This window comes from Clostridium estertheticum, from assembly GCF_026650985.1.
In the GTDB taxonomy this organism is placed as follows: Bacteria; Bacillota; Clostridia; order Clostridiales; family Clostridiaceae; genus Clostridium_AD; species Clostridium_AD estertheticum_C.
Window position 1 is genome coordinate 267718 of record NZ_CP086239.1, and the last position, 17668, is coordinate 285385.

At 31.3% G+C, this 17668-nt stretch carries 25 protein-coding genes; all 25 read left to right on the plus strand.

Annotated elements, in window-relative coordinates:
• Positions 1–161 precede the first annotated feature (161 nt).
• The 25 genes from LL038_RS01135 (at position 162) to LL038_RS01255 (ending at position 17668) form a co-directional block, all read left to right on the plus strand.
• Positions 162–608: a hypothetical protein gene (locus LL038_RS01135; protein ID WP_216119655.1), complete on the plus strand. Its 447-nt coding sequence runs from the start codon at positions 162–164 to the stop codon at positions 606–608.
• Position 609: 1 nt separating this feature from the next.
• Positions 610–915 (plus strand): hypothetical protein, encoded by a 306-nt coding sequence (locus LL038_RS01140; protein WP_216119656.1) that lies wholly within the window; start codon positions 610–612, stop codon positions 913–915.
• Between the two features lie 263 nt (positions 916–1178).
• Positions 1179–1868, plus strand: coding sequence for a Bro-N domain-containing protein (locus tag LL038_RS01145; protein ID WP_216119657.1), 690 nt, complete (start codon positions 1179–1181; stop codon positions 1866–1868).
• Positions 1869–1969: 101 nt separating this feature from the next.
• Complete coding sequence (locus LL038_RS01150) at positions 1970–2584, plus strand: hypothetical protein (protein ID WP_216119658.1); 615 nt, start codon at positions 1970–1972, stop codon at positions 2582–2584.
• A 206-nt stretch (positions 2585–2790) separates the two neighbouring features.
• Positions 2791–2916, plus strand: coding sequence for a hypothetical protein (locus LL038_RS01155; protein ID WP_268055969.1), 126 nt, complete (start codon positions 2791–2793; stop codon positions 2914–2916).
• Positions 2917–3158: 242 nt separating this feature from the next.
• Positions 3159–3392, plus strand: a complete 234-nt coding sequence (locus tag LL038_RS01160) for a hypothetical protein (RefSeq protein WP_216119659.1) — start codon at positions 3159–3161, stop codon at positions 3390–3392.
• Positions 3393–3461: 69 nt separating this feature from the next.
• Positions 3462–3893, plus strand: coding sequence for a hypothetical protein (locus LL038_RS01165; RefSeq protein ID WP_216119660.1), 432 nt, complete (start codon positions 3462–3464; stop codon positions 3891–3893).
• 70 nt (positions 3894–3963) lie between these two features.
• The gene (locus LL038_RS01170; RefSeq protein ID WP_216119661.1) at positions 3964–4290 is read left to right on the plus strand and encodes a hypothetical protein; all 327 of its coding nucleotides are present in this window, start codon (positions 3964–3966) and stop codon (positions 4288–4290) included.
• 106 nt (positions 4291–4396) lie between these two features.
• Positions 4397–4528, plus strand: a complete 132-nt coding sequence (locus LL038_RS01175) for a hypothetical protein (protein ID WP_268055970.1) — start codon at positions 4397–4399, stop codon at positions 4526–4528.
• A 21-nt stretch (positions 4529–4549) separates the two neighbouring features.
• Complete coding sequence (locus LL038_RS01180; protein ID WP_216119662.1) at positions 4550–4780, plus strand: hypothetical protein; 231 nt, start codon at positions 4550–4552, stop codon at positions 4778–4780.
• The gene (locus LL038_RS01185; RefSeq protein WP_216119663.1) at positions 4780–5088 is read left to right on the plus strand and encodes an HNH endonuclease; all 309 of its coding nucleotides are present in this window, start codon (positions 4780–4782) and stop codon (positions 5086–5088) included. Before LL038_RS01180 ends, LL038_RS01185 begins: the two co-directional genes overlap by 1 nt.
• 3 nt (positions 5089–5091) lie before the next feature.
• Positions 5092–5283 (plus strand): hypothetical protein, encoded by a 192-nt coding sequence (locus LL038_RS01190; RefSeq protein ID WP_216119664.1) that lies wholly within the window; start codon positions 5092–5094, stop codon positions 5281–5283.
• 105 nt (positions 5284–5388) lie between these two features.
• On the plus strand, positions 5389–5739 hold the full coding sequence (locus LL038_RS01195; protein WP_216119665.1) for an RNA polymerase subunit sigma-70: 351 nt from the start codon (positions 5389–5391) through the stop codon (positions 5737–5739).
• Positions 5729–7393 (plus strand): terminase TerL endonuclease subunit, encoded by a 1665-nt coding sequence (locus LL038_RS01200; protein ID WP_216119666.1) that lies wholly within the window; start codon positions 5729–5731, stop codon positions 7391–7393. The genes LL038_RS01195 and LL038_RS01200 overlap by 11 nt, the downstream gene beginning before the upstream one ends.
• Before the next feature lie 77 nt (positions 7394–7470).
• Positions 7471–8634, plus strand: a complete 1164-nt coding sequence (locus tag LL038_RS01205; protein ID WP_216119773.1) for a phage portal protein — start codon at positions 7471–7473, stop codon at positions 8632–8634.
• Between the two features lie 209 nt (positions 8635–8843).
• Positions 8844–9512, plus strand: coding sequence for a head maturation protease, ClpP-related (locus LL038_RS01210; RefSeq protein ID WP_216119774.1), 669 nt, complete (start codon positions 8844–8846; stop codon positions 9510–9512).
• A 31-nt stretch (positions 9513–9543) separates the two neighbouring features.
• Positions 9544–10734 (plus strand): phage major capsid protein, encoded by a 1191-nt coding sequence (locus LL038_RS01215; protein WP_216119667.1) that lies wholly within the window; start codon positions 9544–9546, stop codon positions 10732–10734.
• A 15-nt stretch (positions 10735–10749) separates the two neighbouring features.
• Positions 10750–11046, plus strand: coding sequence for a hypothetical protein (locus LL038_RS01220; protein WP_216119668.1), 297 nt, complete (start codon positions 10750–10752; stop codon positions 11044–11046).
• Positions 11043–11381 carry a hypothetical protein gene (locus tag LL038_RS01225; protein WP_216119669.1) on the plus strand — a complete coding sequence of 113 codons (339 nt, stop codon included), beginning with the start codon at positions 11043–11045 and terminating at the stop codon, positions 11379–11381. Before LL038_RS01220 ends, LL038_RS01225 begins: the two co-directional genes overlap by 4 nt.
• Positions 11378–11770, plus strand: a complete 393-nt coding sequence (locus tag LL038_RS01230; RefSeq protein ID WP_216119670.1) for a hypothetical protein — start codon at positions 11378–11380, stop codon at positions 11768–11770. Before LL038_RS01225 ends, LL038_RS01230 begins: the two co-directional genes overlap by 4 nt.
• A complete protein-coding gene (locus LL038_RS01235; protein WP_216119671.1) occupies positions 11757–12071 on the plus strand; it encodes a hypothetical protein in 315 nt (104 codons plus the stop codon). Before LL038_RS01230 ends, LL038_RS01235 begins: the two co-directional genes overlap by 14 nt.
• Positions 12072–12080: 9 nt before the next feature.
• Complete coding sequence (locus tag LL038_RS01240) at positions 12081–12644, plus strand: hypothetical protein (protein WP_216119775.1); 564 nt, start codon at positions 12081–12083, stop codon at positions 12642–12644.
• A 42-nt stretch (positions 12645–12686) separates the two neighbouring features.
• Entirely contained in the window at positions 12687–12986 is a 300-nt protein-coding gene (locus LL038_RS01245) for a hypothetical protein (RefSeq protein ID WP_216119672.1), read from the plus strand.
• A 116-nt stretch (positions 12987–13102) separates the two neighbouring features.
• Complete coding sequence (locus LL038_RS01250) at positions 13103–13258, plus strand: hypothetical protein (RefSeq protein ID WP_253200184.1); 156 nt, start codon at positions 13103–13105, stop codon at positions 13256–13258.
• 3 nt (positions 13259–13261) lie between these two features.
• Positions 13262–17668 carry a phage tail tape measure protein gene (locus LL038_RS01255; protein WP_216119673.1) on the plus strand — a complete coding sequence of 1469 codons (4407 nt, stop codon included), beginning with the start codon at positions 13262–13264 and terminating at the stop codon, positions 17666–17668.

The following is a 17668-nucleotide window of genomic DNA, read 5'->3' on the forward strand; positions in this document are numbered from 1 at the left end:
TAAACCTGTTTAAAGTTAGCAATGAAGTAACACTCATCCTATAACCTTATATTTTGATTAGTCCTCTTTATTATGAGGTCTAAATGGATGGTATTACTTGATTGGTGGCTTTAAGTCATACAATAAAAATCCTACAGAGGTAGGTAAAAAGAGGACTAAATATGAAAGCAATAACAAAACAATTACAAGAAATCGAAGATATACTCAACACAAATGAGGAGTATGTAGAAGAGTTTTGGATCTATAAGCTAGAACTAAATGGAAATAAAATTACAGTTAACATATTTGATGGAGAAATTTTTCAAGAATCTATTGTAGTTGAAATAATCGAGATAGGTAAAATTGCTATTTGTAATACAATCAAAAACTATATTTATCAAGATAAAATTAATCCAAGACAAAAGTTTGTCAATGAAACTAGAAATTTTAATACAAGAAAGATTGAGAGCATGGCGAACTGGAGTAAAAAAGATAACTGTGAAAGAGTTAACAGAATTAATACTGAATTAATTGAAAGAAGTAAGAAAACAAAAGAAATAAAATCACAATTATCTTTCTATAGATCTTATGTATCAGACTTTTACAAAATATTAAGTGTGGAGGGATAAAATGAAAAATTTAACAGAATTAAATGAATACTGTATTGAGAATCTAGGCATGGAATTACTGAGCATGGAAGAAAAAGACATAACAACAGTAAAAGAAGTGATTACAAGTGCATTAAGAGATATAAAAACGGAAAAAAGTTGCAAAGATAATATTAAAAGCATGCTAGAAATGATTGAAAGTTTAAAAGAGTTTGCAGATTTTAATTGTTTATATATAGTAGATTGCATGTCTGGAGGAACTTTTGGTCAAGGGTTTGTAATTATAGATTCAAAGGGAGATTATAAGGGATTTGTAAGAACAATTTAACTCATAAAAAAGGTGCTAGTGATGTGACTAGCTCTTATTATTTTACATTGTTAGAAGTATTCTTGGATTCTCCTCCAAGGTATTTTATGTAGTGGTATAAGTAATTTGTGACTGGAGTAATTACCAGTCCATTTTATCAATGTACTATGAATTAAGAATATTTCTAAGAGTGTAAAATTAAAATGCTGTGGCTCAGGTGTGAGTACAGTAAGTTTTATACTACTACATAGTGTGGCTACTTATAAAGCCGAAGGAGATATTATATGAAAGAATTACAAGTATTAGAAAGCAGGACTATTTTAAACAAGGAGTTTGCTATTTATGGTAGCGTAGAAAATCCTTTATTTAGAGCAGATGATGTGGCAAAGTTTATAGGACATAGTAATGCAAGCAAAATATTGAGCAACGTTGATGAAGAGGACAAAGAATTACATGTAATAAGCACTCTAACTAATAGTTATAACGCCCTATTTCTAACAGAGGATGGATTTTATGAAGTGTTGATGCAGAGTAGAAAACCAATAGCAAAAGAATTTAAGAAAGAAGTAAAGATGATTCTTAAATCTATTAGGGTTAATGGTGCTTTTGTTCCAAATGCTACTGCAGAAGAAACTAAGGGAATAGTAAAACAGTTTAAGGGTAGTAAATACTTAACAAGTGAAATCCATGATTCTAAAAGTATAAGAAATTATATTAGGAATTATGAAAAAATGAAACTTGATGAATGTATTGATAGTATTGTAGAAATTGTTATTCCTATGAAGGGTGAAATCAAACATACATTAATAGATATTGCTATAAAAGAATTAAAGTCTATTGATGATGGATTAATTAAGGATACTATTAAAAATACTTTTATTAAAGACACTGCGAGTGCAGGAATTATAATATTACAAGCTGTGAAGATTGGTAAATTTAGAAAAAGAATAAGATCTTTAGAACAAGCAATTTAATAATGTAAGGATATTCAAAAATAATTTGAGTGTCCTTTTTATTTTAAATATCAATGTTTTAAGTTTGGGCTTACCTTTAAAAGTGCCGCAGGAGAATAATTATGAAAAACAAAATGGAAGTTGTAGGAAACATTTATGTACCAGGAGTATATGGCATGAGAGTAAAGGATACTGAAGAATTTTTGTATGTGGGTAGTGGATCTGAGATTAACGATTGCCTCAGCAGACATTGTTTCTACCTCAAACGAGGCTTATATGAAGATACAAATAAATCAATATTACAAGAAAAGTATGATCTAGGTATATTGGTATTTGAAGTAATTAAAGAATCAGAATATACAGAGTTATTTAAAGATATGAGCGTAAAACAAAAAGAAGCTTTACAAATTGCATTAGGAGTATTGGAAAAATTTTATATAGATATGTATAAAGAAACTATATGTAATCAACAAATGTTTGTAAAGAAACACTCAAGTAATAAAAATGCAGGTACTACAATGAAACGTCGAAAAGCAAATTTGGGCAAAAATAATCCGAATTCTAAATATAGTGAATCAATGATATCTGAAATACTATGGTTAAAAATGAACGGATATACATCAAAACAAATAGAAGAATTATATTCTGAATATGCAATTAAAGATACTTATATTTATCATATAGGTGTTAGCAAGTGGATTCATTTAGAACCAGTTAAACCTAGTTTTATTGCTTAGAAAACATTATTATAACAATTATATACTATGTTTAATATTGTATCACACATTCAAGTAAATGCAAGGTATTTAAAAAACATATTATTAATTAAAACCGGCATAGAAGATTAAAAAGTTTATTTTTGGTTTTGTTCGGCAGATTTCTGCACAACAGATTCGGGTTTTCTTATCTGAAAATATTAGAGTTATGAAAGAAGGGAATCCTTATGATAAAAAAGATTATTTGTTTTATTTTTAATCATAAATTAGTGGCATACCATGATAGAGATATATTTGGTAAAGAGTATATATGGCAAAAACAGTATTGTGGTAGATGTGGTAAAAAATTATAAGTACACATTTCAAAAATATTGTGAAATTATAAAAAGAGGATGGATTTAAGGAGTTATGATTATCAGAACTCCTGCATTTACTTATATTTTGTCTTCAATAATTAGTATGATCAATTTTGTCATACGTTTGTATGAAAGATAATGAGGTATTAATTAACACATAGAACAATCTTCAAAAGTATGTTAAGAGCATACATTCATAGTTATTTTAAATTATAATCAAAACATAGGGAGGTTTATTAATGAGTGAAAGTAATTCAAATTCATCAACAAGTGGAATAGGATTTTGTGGTTTATTAACGGTTCTATTTGTTGGATTAAAATTAACAAATTATATTGGATGGAGTTGGTTATGGGTATTAAGTCCATTATGGATTCCATTAGCAATTGTGGTTGGGATTTTTGTACTTGTATTTGTGGGATTAAGTTTATTTGCAGGTGTAAAATATTTTGTAGATAAATATAAAGAGGATTAAATATATTTAAAATACACCTTTTTGAGATATAAAATATGATACAATTAATATGAAGAAGGTGTTGTTAATATGAAATCAAATAAAATATATTTATATATATGCATGTTATTATTATCTTTTAGTTTTATAGGATGTGGAAGTAAGACAACAACTCCAACCATGTCTAATAATGTAACAAAGCCAGTTGTTGAACATACTTCTCCAACAACAGATAAGATTATAATAAGCAAGATAACACAGGGAGAAACAGTAAATGGAACTACCAAGATAATGTATACAGCAACTAATAATAATAAAGTAGCCGTATTTTGTGATGCACAACTTATAATTACAGATAAAAATAAAAAGCTACTTGATACTAAATTTGAAGTCATAGGAGACTTAAAGGTAGGACAAACTAAAACAGTTACTGAATATATTTATATAACACCAAAAGATTTAACATATAAGTTCCAAATGGAAGACTTTAATCATCAAGGTAATGATACTTGGATGAACTAATAACATTTTAATTAAGAACTCAGAAATGGGTTCTATTTTTATGTAATTAAATAAAGAGGAGTGATTATTAATGAATTTAAATATAACAATTAGTGAAGAGGAAACACAAAGAATATGTAAGAAGATAGCTATTGATTCACTTAAGAAAATGTTTGCAGAGTCTATTGAGAATATGTTAGATGTTAATGATGGAACTTTACTCACAGATGAAGAGATGATAGATACATTCATAGAGACATTAGAAGAATATAAAGATGAAGATCAATTTTGCGGAGAGATAACTATTAATATAGAGGATTTATATAATGGGTTTCATCCAGACAAAGAACTACAGAAAGAGTTAGATGATCAGTTAGAAACTTACATTAGATATAATAAGATAAGATATATGAGATAGAGTATATGCAATAATATGTATGTACTCTTTTTTGTCGAGCGTATGAGGTTAACAATACATTAGTGTATGAGTATGATAGTACATTAATCAATGGGAGATGATAGATATGAAGGATAAGATTAATAGTTGTGAGCAATGTATATTACATAAGTATGATAGACACAACAGAGTATGGATATGTAGTGAGGATATTGTTAGGGTTAAGGATGAGGGTTGTGAAGAATATAAAGAACAATAATATATGAAGGAGTGGATGTTAATGAGTAAGACTATATTCATTGAGATAGATGGTAAGATGCAGATGACAACAGTAGATGATAGTAAGTTACAGAATGTTAAGCCATTACTTGGGTTAGTTCCTAATTACATATGGCAAGCACAAAGGTTACAAGCTATAAAGAATGCAATGGGAAGATATGCAGGAGTAGACAAAGACATACCTAAAGAATGGATTGATGAGTATATATATTTAAATGAACTAATTAATTAATGGATACTAAAGAGTTAGTGCAATGGATAGGTAGACTGATACATGACAACACAATAGTTAAGTTCTATAAACATTCTTTATGGAGACACTTGAGGCAGGATTGTCTTGATGAACAGCACAATGAATGTCAGATATGTAAGAGCAAAGGATTAGTAGAGACAGCAACAGTAGGACATCATATGAAAACAGTAAGGAAACATCCTGAATTAGCACTTACTAAGAGTAATATACTATGTGTATGTGCAGAGTGTCATTATCAAATACATCATCCATTAAAGAAGAAGCCATTGAATATAGAAAGGTGGTAGGGTATGAACTGTAAGAAGTATCTATTATATAAATGTATTGAATGTAATGAAGAAGAGATCACAAATAATTATCATACAGATGGTAGAAGATGTAAAAAGTGTAGTGGTCATCTAGTATCAATGGGATATATTAAAGACATTAATAAAATAAAAAAAATTATTATATCTTATATGAAGAATGAGGACACAGAATAGTCCCCCCACCTAAAAAGGTGAGAAATATGTCAGATGTTGGGGAAACGATATAGGATAAGACAAAATAAAAATATCAAGTCTCATATAAGGGGGGGGTGGGTAAAATTGGAAAATGACAATCAAGAAAATGTAAAAATATTAAAAGAAAGAAAAGAATATATTAATATTAAAAAAGATATTATAAAACAACTTAAATTAAAAAAAGCTAATACGCCCACATTTTTATCTCAAACAAACGATTATATGAGCATGTGGATTGTAAAAGAATTACTTATTGCTGACATTGAGGAACGTGGTGCATATGCAGAATGGAATAATGGCGGTGGACAGACTGGAATTAAAAAGAATGATTCAGTAACTGACCTCGTAAAAGTTAATGTACAGATGTTAAAACTATTGGATGCACTCGATATAAAAACAACAACACTAGTTTCAGGTGAGAAAGATGAAATGTAAAAAGAAATTAATTCCTGAGATACAAAATTATATTGACATTGTTAGAAGTGGAAAATATGAAATGTGCAAAGAACAATTCCAATTATGTGATTTTGTTGAAAAATGTTTTGAAGAAGAAAATTTATTTGTTGATGAAGTTGTCTTAAAAAAATATTTAAGTCTAATAAAGTATTTCCCATTTGAATTATACGAATGGGAGATTTTTTTATTTACCCTACATAATTGTACATATGCAAGAATTGGAATATTAAGATTCCCCGATATATTTGTAATGGTGGGTAGGGGTTCAGGCAAGAATGGTTATTTAAGTTTTGAAGATTTCTGCTTAATATCTGATTATAATGTTGTGAGAAATTATAATATTTCCATTTGTGCAAACAGTGAAGACCAGGCAAAGACAAGTTTTGAGGAAATATATGAAGTCCTCGAAGCAAATAAAGAAAAACTTAGATCACATTTTAAATGGACAAAAGAATTAATTAAGAATTTAACAACAGGTAGTGAATTAAAATTCAGAACTTCTAACGCAAAAACTAAAGATGGTGGAAAAGAAGGTAAGGTAGACTTTGACGAATTCCACATGTATGAAAATTATAAAACTATAAACGTATTTATTACTGGTCTAGGGAAAAAGAAAAATCCTAGGACAACTATTATAACAACGCAAGGCGATGTAAGAGATGCACCACTTGATCATAAACTTATCACAGCATTAGATATATTAAAGGGTGCTGAAGATGATAATGGATTATTGTGTTTTATTTGTAGACTTGATGATGAAAAAGAAGTTGACAACCCGAAGATGTGGGATAAAGCCAACCCAAGTTTAAGATTCAATGAAGAACTTAGAATTGAAATACAAAAGGAATATATAAACTATAAAAAAGATTCCGTTAATAATAGTGCTTTTATGACCAAGAGGATGAATTTACCTAAAGGGGACAAGGATGTTGAGGTTACTGATTGGGAAAACATACTTGCAACTAATCAAGAAATTCCTGATTTAACGGGGTGCGCTTGTGTAGCAGGAATAGATTTTGCCAAGATAAACGATTTTGTTTCATGTGGATTATTATTTTTATTTAAAGACAAATATTATTGGTTAAGCCATACGTGGGTGTGTAGTAGAGGCGCAGATCTAGGAAGAATAAAAGCACCTTTACATGAATGGGAAAATTATAAGGGTAATCAATTATTAACCTTTATAGATGATGTTGAAATACCACCAAGTCTAGTTGCTGAATGGTTAGCAGAACAAAGACAAAAATATAATATAACAACATTGGGAATGGATGATTATAGATATTCACTATTAAAAAGAGCACTGAAAGAAGTGGGGTTTGATACAGATAAAAATGAATCAAATAATATTAAACTTGTAAGACCTAGTAATCAAATGTTTATATCTCCAGTAATTAATTCATTATTTCTAAATCATAATATAGTTTGGGCAGATAATCCATTAATGAGATGGGCAACAAATAATGTTATGATGATAACCTCTAAAGCAGGGAATATAACATATGGAAAAATAGAAGGTAAAAGTAGAAAAACAGATCCTTTTATGGCTTTTGTATCTGCAATGTGTGCTAGTGAAAATTTAATAGATAGTGGAGACTATGTGCCTTTAAACCTAGATTGTTTTACTTATTAATAAATTGACTTTATAAGAACATATTCGGTTTTATTTAGTCATTAACCTTACTACGATTGGATGTGAAAAAAGATAATATGAAATGGAATGAATGGGTGCGTGATTTTTTTGGAGGTACTACAATAAATTTAACACAAAAGATCATAGGTTCTACGGAACAACAATTAAAAATTGAAACATTTGCAATAGCAAGTGCTATTGATTTGATAGCAAACTCTATAAGTAAATGTAATTTTAAAACTTATTTTAAAGGTAATGAGTTCAAAGGTGAAGATTTCTACTTATGGAATGTTGAGCCTAATAAAAATCAAAACTCTTCACAATTTTTACAAGAACTTATAACGAATTTGCTCTATGAAAATGAATGCCTTGTCTTGGATATTAATGGACAATTAATAATTGCAGATAGTTTTTATCAAAATGAATTTGCTATAGTAGAGAATTATTTTACTGATGTTACAAGTGGAACAATGAGTTTTGATAGAAGTTTTAAAATGTCAGAAGTGATGTATTTTAAACTAGGCAATAATAATATAAGATCATTATTAAGTGGATTAATTCAAGGGTATGATAATCTTTTAGATATGTCTATGACTAAGTATAAAAAGAGTGGTGGACGTAAAGGAATATTAGATATTAATGCAACTGCTAGTGGTGATAAAGATTTTAGAAGTAAATTAGATGTTTTAATGAATAAAAGATTTGTATCATATTTTGAATCGGAGAATGCAGTACTTCCCCTAGAAAATGGATTTAAATATACTGAAAATGGTGGAGAAACAAGTAAAAAAAGTACAACTGAAATTGCTGATATAACTGCTATAACAAGAGAAATTTTTGAGAGAGTAGCACAAGCATTTAAAATACCAACTGCATTATTGCGTGGTGACATAGCCGACATAGGAGCAACTACGGATAACTTTCTAACATTCTGTATTGATCCACTTTGTGACATGTTAAGCGAAGAAGCTAATCGTAAAAGATTTGGTAAACAAGCTTTCTTAGCAGGAACATATTTAAAGATTGATACAACGAGTATTAAGCATATTGATTTATTTAGTATATCAGAACCATTTGATAAATTAATTGCAAGTGGTGGGTACTCTATAGATGATTTAAGAATTAAGGCAGGCGACGTACCTTTGAATACAGCATGGAGTATGCAACATGTAATTACTAAAAACTATCAAAAGATCGAAACACTCGGAAATGAAGTTACAACAACAACAGCAACTCAATAATAAAATAAATTATTAATTTAACACGCTATATATTTAGGGTGTTTTCATTATGTCATGGCTAAATCAAGAATTCTTTTTAGGTTTTATTTAGCCATAAATATTTAAGGAAGGAGACGAGACAAATTAAAACAAAATTTGCAATAAAACAATTGGCAACAGATTCAAGTTCAATAGATTTATATATCTATGATGATGTGGAAGGCAACAGTATGAGTTGGATGGGCGAAGTAATAGAAAGTGAGACTTCTGCAAATTACATAAAGAGACAATTAGAAAATGCAGGAGATGTTAAAAACATAAATATTTATATAAATAGTTATGGCGGTGAAGTTAAAGAAGGATTAGGTATTTTTAATCTTTTAAAAAGAAATTCTGCTTATAAGACTGCATATATAGACGGTTTCGCATGTTCTATTGCAAGTGTTATTCCAATGGCATGTGACAAAATTGTTATGGGATGTAATGCGTTAATGATGGTACATCATGCTTCAATGGGTTGTTTTGGAAACGTAGAGGAATTAAGAAAGTCTGCAAATGATCTTGAAGTGATTGACTCTGCGAGTTGTTCAAGCTATTTAGCAAAAGCAGGAGATAAATTAACACAAGAAAAATTAACAACGTTATTGGATGGACAAACATGGCTTAATGCTACACAGTGCCTAGAGTACGGATTATGTGACGAGATAGCAGGACAAGAAGATACAACTATTACAGAAGCAAAACAAAGATTTTCACAGTCAATCAAAGGCGAAATGGATCTTATCCAAAAGAAAGAGGAAGAAGCAATAGTAGAAGTACCAAAAGAATTTGCTATACAGAAAACAAATGCAGAAAAATTAATGATGATATGGAATAAAAATAATTTAAAAAAAATATAGGGGTTGTGTCCTACACAGAAGGAGTATATATATGAAATCTAAAGACTTAATTTTACAAGAACTAAAAGAAAACTTGGTAGCAGCATTTAAATCAAGTGATGAAGGTGCAATAGCACAAGCATTTACACCATTCGCAGAAGCAATTCAAGCAAATGTTATGGAAGAAGTAAAAGCTTATCAATCAACAAATGATACATCAATCCTTGCTAAAAGAGGTGTGCATCAATTAACAGCACAAGAAGATAAATTTTATCAAGGAATTATGGGAGCGATGAAATCCAATGATCCAAGACAAGCATTTAGCACTTTAACAGTAGCTTATCCAGAGACAATTATTGATAATGTAATAGCAGATATTAAAGAAGCACATCCATTACTTGCTGAAATCAATTTCACAAATACTACTATATTAACTAAGATGATTGTGAATAAACAAGGGACACAATTAGCAGTATGGGGTGCAATAAATTCTGCAATAACTGCTGAATTATCAGGAGCAATTGGAGAAATAGATTTAACTCTTTGTAAGTTAAGTTCATTTATGCCTATATCAAAAGATATGCTTGTAGTCGGACCACAATGGGTAGATGCTTATGTTAGAGCAGTACTTGCAGAATCTATAGCACTTGCTTTAGAGGTTGCAGTAATTGATGGTACTGGAAAAGATATGCCAATTGGAATGAATCGTTCGGTTGCTGATAATGTAACAGTAACAGCAGGAGTTTATCCTCTTAAAACAGCAGTAGTTGTAGCAGATTTTAGTCCACTAACTTATGGTGCATTACTTGCTACATTAGCAAAAGCACCAAACGGAAAAACTAGACCAATTACTAAAGTATTAATGGTAGTTAATCCTGCTGATTATTTCTCTAAAGTATTCCCTGCAACTACTATAAGAGCAACAGACGGAACATATTCACATGATGTTCTTCCCTTCCCAACTACTATAATTCAATCAAGTGCTGTTGCAGTAAATAGTGCTGTAATCGGACTTGCAGACAAATACTTTATGGGAATTGGTGCAGGTACAAATGGTGGTAAAGTTGAATTCTCTGACGATTTCAGATTTTTAGATGACCAAAGAGTATATCTCACTAAGATGTATGGTAATGGTAAAGCATTAGACGATAATGCATTTATACTTGCTGATATTACAAACTTAGTTCCTGCTACACTTGAAGTATCTGTTAAAAATATAGTTAAGACTAAAGAACAAGCATAATAGGAGATGATTTAAATGCCAGTAGGATTATTAGAAGATGTGAAAATTTATTTACATATAACATGGGAAGATACTAATACTGACGTAAATTTAACTGGAATGATTAATCGAGGAATAGCACGTTTGCAGAAAATTGCAGGTGCTACCCTTGATTTTACAAAGGAAGATTTACCAAAATCATTATTATTGGATTATGTAAGATATGGAAATAGTCAAGCACTTGAAATGTTTGAAAAGAATTTTGCTTGTGAACTTATGACTTTACATTTAAATACTCAGGTTGATTTGGAAATTGATGTGGTGATTATATGAAAATAAAAACTGATATAGATTTTACATCATTTAGCGATGGTATTTGTAATATTTTTACCTTAGATGAAAATGGTGAAAGAGTAGCTAATAAACATAATAACCTAGGATTTGAAAATAGGGCATTAGGGTTTAAAAGATATTTTGAAGCAAGTGCTAGACAAATTGATATAAAAAGAGTTATTAGAATTCCGCAATTAATGGGAATAGATAATTATGATTTTGTTGAAATTAGTAATGGAATTGATAATGTAATATATGGTGTAAAAATGGTACAACCTATTTATGATAGCAACCCATTGTCTATAGATTTAACACTTGATAAGGCAAACATATGACTACCACAGTTGATAATTTATCAGATGCAATTTTAAAAGAACTTGAAAACTATTCAGAATTGGTAACAGAAGGTATTAAGAAATCAGTAGATATAGTTGCAAAAGAATGTGATGCAGTAATAAAAGAGCATATTACATTTGACGAACCTACTGGGAAATATGTAAAAGCATTTAAAATTAAAAAAGTAACAGATAGTCAATTTAACAGGTCAAGAACATGGTATGTTTCGGGTAGTCAATACCGGCTAACACACTTACTTGAAAAAGGTCACGCAACTAGAAATGGCGGTAGGACAAAAGCTTATAAACATATTGAATATGGTGAAGAATTAGTAATAAAGAGAATGCAAGAATTATCTAGGGAGGTAATAGAAAATGCTGGACATTAAAATATGGTTGGAAACTATAAGTATTAAAGTTGCAGAAGAACGCTTTTTAAAACCTCCCCCTTTACCTTATATAATTTTTATGGAAGGTGCTTTAGTAAGTGGGGCAGATGATAAAAATTGCATAGTAGATAGAGATGTGAGCATAGAATTATATTCAAAATTAGTAGATCATGAAAGCGAAGCACAGATAGAAAGTTTATTAAATGAAAAATCAATAAAATACAAAAAAGATCGTATGTGGATTGACTCGGAAACGATGTTCGAAACCACATACGATTTTAATTTTGTAGAAAATTTTTAGGATGTATTAATAATGAAAGACGGTAAAGAAAAAATAGTTTTAGGATCAGGCAAATTATACACAGCAGAATTTTTAGGTGCAACAATTCCAACAGATTTTATATTGGAGGTGCCAACTAATTTGCTAGGCTTAATACAAGGTGGTGCAACACTAGAATATAAACCAAAATTCCATGAAGCTACGGATGATTTAGGACTCGTAAGCAAAACAGTTTTAACAGATGAAGTGGTAACACTTAAATCTGGAATAATGACTTGGTGTGGTAATACATTAACAAAAATGTGTGCTACTGCAAGAGTTACAGAAACACCGGCAACAGGCAAAAGAACTGTAAAGATAGGTGGTATGAATAATCAGGATAGAAAGAAATATATAATTAGATTTGTTTACCTAGATGCAGAAGATGGAGATATAAGAGTAACAATTGTCGGTAACAATCAAGCAGGATTTACATTTAGTTTTAATAAAGATAAGGAAACGGTTGTCGATGCAGAATTTATTGCCGCTCCAATGGATTCAGAAGGTACAAAGATCATATTTGAAGAAGATATTCCAGTAGTAACAGGAGCATAAAAAAAATAATGGGGCGTGTAGCCCCTTTTAGGAGGTTGTCAAATGTTCGATTTAAATACAATTAATAAAAGATATTTTGAAATAAAAATGGGTAAACAAATATTAGAAATTGAACCACCAACAAAGAAAATGTTAAATAAAATTACATCATTAAGAGGCATAACAGATGAGAATGAAGCCACAAGTGCTTTATATGAAGCAGCAAGTATGATATTAAATAAGAATAAAACAAATAGAAAATTCAGTGATGAGGTAGTAGAAGAATTAAATTTGGATCAAATTAATGGAATCATATCAGAATATTTTTTATGGTTAAGTGTAGCTAAAAAGTCAAAAAACTAAAAGTCCCTTATTACGATAATGGCGAAAGTAAGGGACATTATGGTGTTGAAACGATAGAAGAAAAGACAGTAAGTACATATACTGGTTACGATTTTGACAGATTAGAAGATATGTGTGTGTTCGAATATTGGTTGCTTTTAAAAAATGCAATTATTTACAATTATATGCAGACTGAAGAAGGTAGAGAATATTTGGATCAATGTTGGATAATGGAACAAACGAAACCTGATAGAGCAAAATTAAGGGAAAAATATGGTAGGAAGGAGGGATAAGAAATGGCTGGAAATAATATTAAGGGTATTACAGTGGAAATAAATGGAAATACTGCACCACTCGACAAAGCATTAAAAGGTATAACTAAAACAAGTACCGATTTACAATCACAGTTAAAACAAGTAAATAATCAGTTGAAATTTGATCCTAAAAATGCTGTTTTATTACAACAAAAACAAGAATTATTAGCTAAAAGTATTGTAAATACAAAAGAAAAATTAGTTTCACTGAAGAGTGCAGAAGAACAAGCACAAGCACAATTTGCAAAAGGGAAAATATCTGAAGCACAATATCAAGCTTTACAAAGAGAAGTAATCAAAACTACAAGCCAACTAAGAAATATGGAAACACAATATAGTGCCGTTGGTACTACTGCAAGTAGATCAATAACTGCGGCAGGAGATAGTATAAAAAAAGTTGGTAGTAATATAACTGATGCAGGTAAAAAAGTATCTGTTGTTTCTGCTGTTGTAAGTGGAGTAGGATATGCGGCAGTCGCAAGTTATAAATCTGTTAAAGAAGGAATGGATGAAGTAATAAAAGCAACTGGTGCTACTGGTAAAGCGGCAGAGGGGTTAGAAGTAAGCTATAAAAATATAGGTAAAAATTCTGCAGCAGACTTTGTGACAATAGGGCAAACCTTGGGTGAAATAAATACAAGGTTTAATTTTACTGGTAAAGCGGCAGAAGATTGTTCACTTCAGTTCTTAAAATTTGCAAAAATAAATAATATAGATGCAAAAACTTCTGTACAACTTGTTTCGAGAGCCATGGGAGACGCAGGGATTAAGTCTACAGAATATAGTAGTGTACTTGATAAATTGACAGTAGCGGCACAAAAAAGTGGTATTGGTATGGATAGTTTAACAACTAATCTTGCTAAATATGGAGCACCTATGCGAGCGTTGGGAGTAGATACAAACACAAGTATTGCAATGTTTGCAGGATGGGAAAAAGCAGGGGTAAATACTGAAGTAGCATTCGCAGGTATGAAAAAAGCAATTAGTAATTGGAGCTCGCAAGGTAAAGATAGTAAGGTAGAATTTAGTAAAACTCTTGAGGAAATAAAGAAAGCACCTACTATTGCGGCGGCTACTACAAAAGCTATAGAAGTATTTGGTCAAAAAGCGGGGCCCGATTTAGCCGATGCAATTAAAGGTGGAAGGTTCGAAGTCAGTGATTACATAAAAGCAATTGAACAGTCGGGTGGAACCGTAGATAAAACTTCAGCACAAATGAGTGATGGCACAAAAGCCATTGCTAAAGCGCAACATTCAGCACAAATTGCAACGGGTGAGTTCGGAGACACAATTATTAAAACTTTAATGCCCGCCATTACTTCTGCTACAGATGTAATAAAGTCAATCACAGAAACTTTAAACGGAATGAGTGAAGGACAACGAAAAACAGTAGTTACAACAGGATTAATAGTTGCCGCCACCGGCCCCGCTATTATTATTTTAGGTACTTTGGTCAGTTCGGTTGGAGCAATAACAACTGGTGTTGGAACATTAGTCGGATTATTAACGTCGGCAACACCAATTATAGCTGAAGTAGGAACAGCAGGTTCAGCGGCGGCAACAGGACTAGGAGCGACTGGACTTGCGGCAGGACTAGGAACAGCAACTCTTGCAATAGCACCATTTTTACTCGCAGGAGCGGCAATAGTTACAACTGGTTATTTAATTAATAAAAAAATGAGTGAAGAAGTAGTTCCTGCTATAGATTTATTTGCAAATAAAACTACTTCAAGTGCTACTACGGTAGGAACATCAAATAGTAGCATAGCTTCAAGTTATACAAGAACAGTACAAACTATATCTGAGCAAACTGCAAAAGCAGTCGGATCATATATGACGATTTCAGATGGTGCGGCAAATGCACTTAGTAAACTATTTGTAACTTCAACTGCTATAACTCAAAAAATAGCAGATGGACTAGGGATACAGTACAAAGCCGCAGGTGCTAAGATAAACGCAGAAACGGATAAGACGTTTGCGGCAAATTATGCTACAATGCAAAAATTTTACGCAAGTGATAATACTTTAACTGCAAAACAAGAAAAAGATGCACTAGCTAAGATGGTTACAGATAATAATGCTAAAAAGAAAAAAGTAACAGACCAAACAGCCGCAATTATAGCTATCTTAGAGAAAGATGTTAAAGCTAAAAAAGCATTGTCACAGACGGATATGAACAATATTACCGCTATTGAAAATGCTCAAAAGGTAAATGCTGTTAAAATATTATCTAACCAAGCAGGAGAATCAAAGGTAATTTTAGACAGAATGGCAAGTTATGGAGCACATATGTCAGTACAACAAGCTTCCGATGAAATAAAAGCGGCTAATAAAAGTAAGGCAGGAGTTGTTTCGGCGGCAAATGCAACTTATGCAGGGCAAGTTAAGGCAATTAATGCGAGTTATGACCAAACAACTCCAAAAGGAAAAGCACAAGCGACTTCATTAATAGCTTCAGCAGAAAAAACAAGAAAAGATACTATTGCAAAAGCAGAAGCTACGAGGGCAGGGGTAGTTTCAAAAATAACTTCTATGAGTTCTGAGACTTCAAAATCAGTTAATACTAGCACTGGTGAAATACTCACGAACTGGAATAAGTTGGCTAATTGGTGGAGAAGTTGGTTTCCACAGACTAAAACCCTCACCTCGGTGGTTACATCAACAATTAATAATCCAATGCCAGCCGCAGAAACTAAAAAAAGTACTGGATATTTAAACAGTAGTCAGGGTTCTAAGCCTGCTATTGGATACTTACCACATAACGCAAGTGGTACAAATAATTTCGCAGGTGGATTAACTGCAATTAATGAGGAAGGTTATGAAGTTGTAAATTTACCAAGTGGAAGTCAAATATTAAATCATGATTTAAGTGTTGATTTAGTTGGAAAGACAGCACAAGCTATTTCGCAAGGTGTTTTATCTACTATGTCAAATTCTAGCATTAGTAATAATAATATTAGTACTAAAAGTGTAACAACAAATTCGAATAGTGCAAATGATATTGAAGCAAGTACGAGAGTAATGGCAAAAATTGGTTCATATTCAATGGATCAATTATCAAAGGGTATAGAAAATAATGTAACTGTTGTTGAAAAAGCAATGGCAGATGCAACTAAAACTATACAAGGCACAGATATGAAAGCCAAACTAGATATACTATTTAGTCAACCGTTGTTAACATTACAGTCTGATATGGACAAGCTTTCAATTGACACAGGTGATTTAACAAAGAATTTAGCTAATCAAAAAGCTACTTTATTAGATGCTAAAGATCAAGTTACTATTTATACTGCAAAGTGGCAACAAATGGGTTATCAATTTGGATATAGTTCAGCAGAATGTTTAGATGCTCGAAAAGAATTGGAAACCATGACTACAACAGTTGCTTCATTAGGACAAGAAGTAATTAACACTACAGCAACTATTGCTACTGCAATGACAACAGAAGTAAGCAATTTAGCAACTGGTTTAACTGGTTTAGCTAGTAATATAAAAGATGCATTAAAAGAAAGTTATGCTGATCAACAGAGTCAAGAAGAAGCAAATGTTAACAAGCAAATAGCTAGTAATACAGCTTTAAAAGATAGTAGTTTATCGACAATAGAAACTATTTATAATGCGAGAATTTCTGCACTCGATGCAGAGTCTTCAGCTTATGATATCGCAAATCAAGATGTAGCAGATAGCACAAATGAAGCAGAATTAAGACGACAATTAGCGATGCACCTCGGAGCAACTAAGAGAAAAGAAGTCCAAACTCAATTAGATACTCTGCTTAAAACAAATGAAACTAGAAAATATAAAGAAAGTATTACAGCACAAAAGGAAACTTTAGCAACGCAAAATGTAGCAGATAAGTCAGCAGTAGAAGCTACGGCAACTACAAATGCGGCTTTATATGCTACACAGTTAGATAATATTAAAATATTTTACGCAAATAAAACTACGGAAGCTAATTTAGATGCAGAATCTCAAAGGATGATAGTTGAAAATAATCAACAAGAAATAACGAGTTTATTACAAAGTTATGGTAAAGATTATGCAGTCGTGGGTGCAAGTCTTGGCGAGAGATTAGTTAATGCTTTCAATGGACAACTTTATGGATTAGCAGATGCAGTAAACGGTGTACTTAACAATATTAATAGTAGTGTAGATATGTCGGCTGTAACTGGAACAAGTAATGCAGTGCCTATATCGGCAACATATCAATCGAATAGTATAAGTGATAGCATAGCAAATGCATTAAAAGGTTCAAATAATTCATCAAGTAACAACGTAACAATAACAGTGCCAGTTAACCTTGAAGGTCAAACAATTGCAAGAGTTACTGCACCATATTCAGACAGTATAAATGGAAATAGTTTAGCATTAGATAGGAGGGGATTATAG

Bases quoted from the DNA above. Each gene is read 5' to 3' on its own strand.
- LL038_RS01135 (WP_216119655.1), top strand. From the start codon at position 162: ATGAAAGCAATAACAAAACAATTACAAGAAATCGAAGATATACTCAAC.
- LL038_RS01140 (WP_216119656.1), top strand. From the start codon at position 610: ATGAAAAATTTAACAGAATTAAATGAATACTGTATTGAGAATCTAGGC.
- LL038_RS01145 (WP_216119657.1), top strand. From the start codon at position 1,179: ATGAAAGAATTACAAGTATTAGAAAGCAGGACTATTTTAAACAAGGAG.
- LL038_RS01150 (WP_216119658.1), top strand. From the start codon at position 1,970: ATGAAAAACAAAATGGAAGTTGTAGGAAACATTTATGTACCAGGAGTA.
- LL038_RS01155 (WP_268055969.1), top strand. From the start codon at position 2,791: ATGATAAAAAAGATTATTTGTTTTATTTTTAATCATAAATTAGTGGCA.
- LL038_RS01160 (WP_216119659.1), top strand. From the start codon at position 3,159: ATGAGTGAAAGTAATTCAAATTCATCAACAAGTGGAATAGGATTTTGT.
- LL038_RS01165 (WP_216119660.1), top strand. From the start codon at position 3,462: ATGAAATCAAATAAAATATATTTATATATATGCATGTTATTATTATCT.
- LL038_RS01170 (WP_216119661.1), top strand. From the start codon at position 3,964: ATGAATTTAAATATAACAATTAGTGAAGAGGAAACACAAAGAATATGT.
- LL038_RS01175 (WP_268055970.1), top strand. From the start codon at position 4,397: ATGAAGGATAAGATTAATAGTTGTGAGCAATGTATATTACATAAGTAT.
- LL038_RS01180 (WP_216119662.1), top strand. From the start codon at position 4,550: ATGAGTAAGACTATATTCATTGAGATAGATGGTAAGATGCAGATGACA.
- LL038_RS01185 (WP_216119663.1), top strand. From the start codon at position 4,780: ATGGATACTAAAGAGTTAGTGCAATGGATAGGTAGACTGATACATGAC.
- LL038_RS01190 (WP_216119664.1), top strand. From the start codon at position 5,092: ATGAACTGTAAGAAGTATCTATTATATAAATGTATTGAATGTAATGAA.
- LL038_RS01200 (WP_216119666.1), top strand. From the start codon at position 5,729: ATGAAATGTAAAAAGAAATTAATTCCTGAGATACAAAATTATATTGAC.
- LL038_RS01205 (WP_216119773.1), top strand. From the start codon at position 7,471: ATGAAATGGAATGAATGGGTGCGTGATTTTTTTGGAGGTACTACAATA.
- LL038_RS01210 (WP_216119774.1), top strand. From the start codon at position 8,844: ATGAGTTGGATGGGCGAAGTAATAGAAAGTGAGACTTCTGCAAATTAC.
- LL038_RS01215 (WP_216119667.1), top strand. From the start codon at position 9,544: ATGAAATCTAAAGACTTAATTTTACAAGAACTAAAAGAAAACTTGGTA.
- LL038_RS01220 (WP_216119668.1), top strand. From the start codon at position 10,750: ATGCCAGTAGGATTATTAGAAGATGTGAAAATTTATTTACATATAACA.
- LL038_RS01225 (WP_216119669.1), top strand. From the start codon at position 11,043: ATGAAAATAAAAACTGATATAGATTTTACATCATTTAGCGATGGTATT.
- LL038_RS01230 (WP_216119670.1), top strand. From the start codon at position 11,378: ATGACTACCACAGTTGATAATTTATCAGATGCAATTTTAAAAGAACTT.
- LL038_RS01235 (WP_216119671.1), top strand. From the start codon at position 11,757: ATGCTGGACATTAAAATATGGTTGGAAACTATAAGTATTAAAGTTGCA.
- LL038_RS01245 (WP_216119672.1), top strand. From the start codon at position 12,687: ATGTTCGATTTAAATACAATTAATAAAAGATATTTTGAAATAAAAATG.
- LL038_RS01255 (WP_216119673.1), top strand. From the start codon at position 13,262: ATGGCTGGAAATAATATTAAGGGTATTACAGTGGAAATAAATGGAAAT.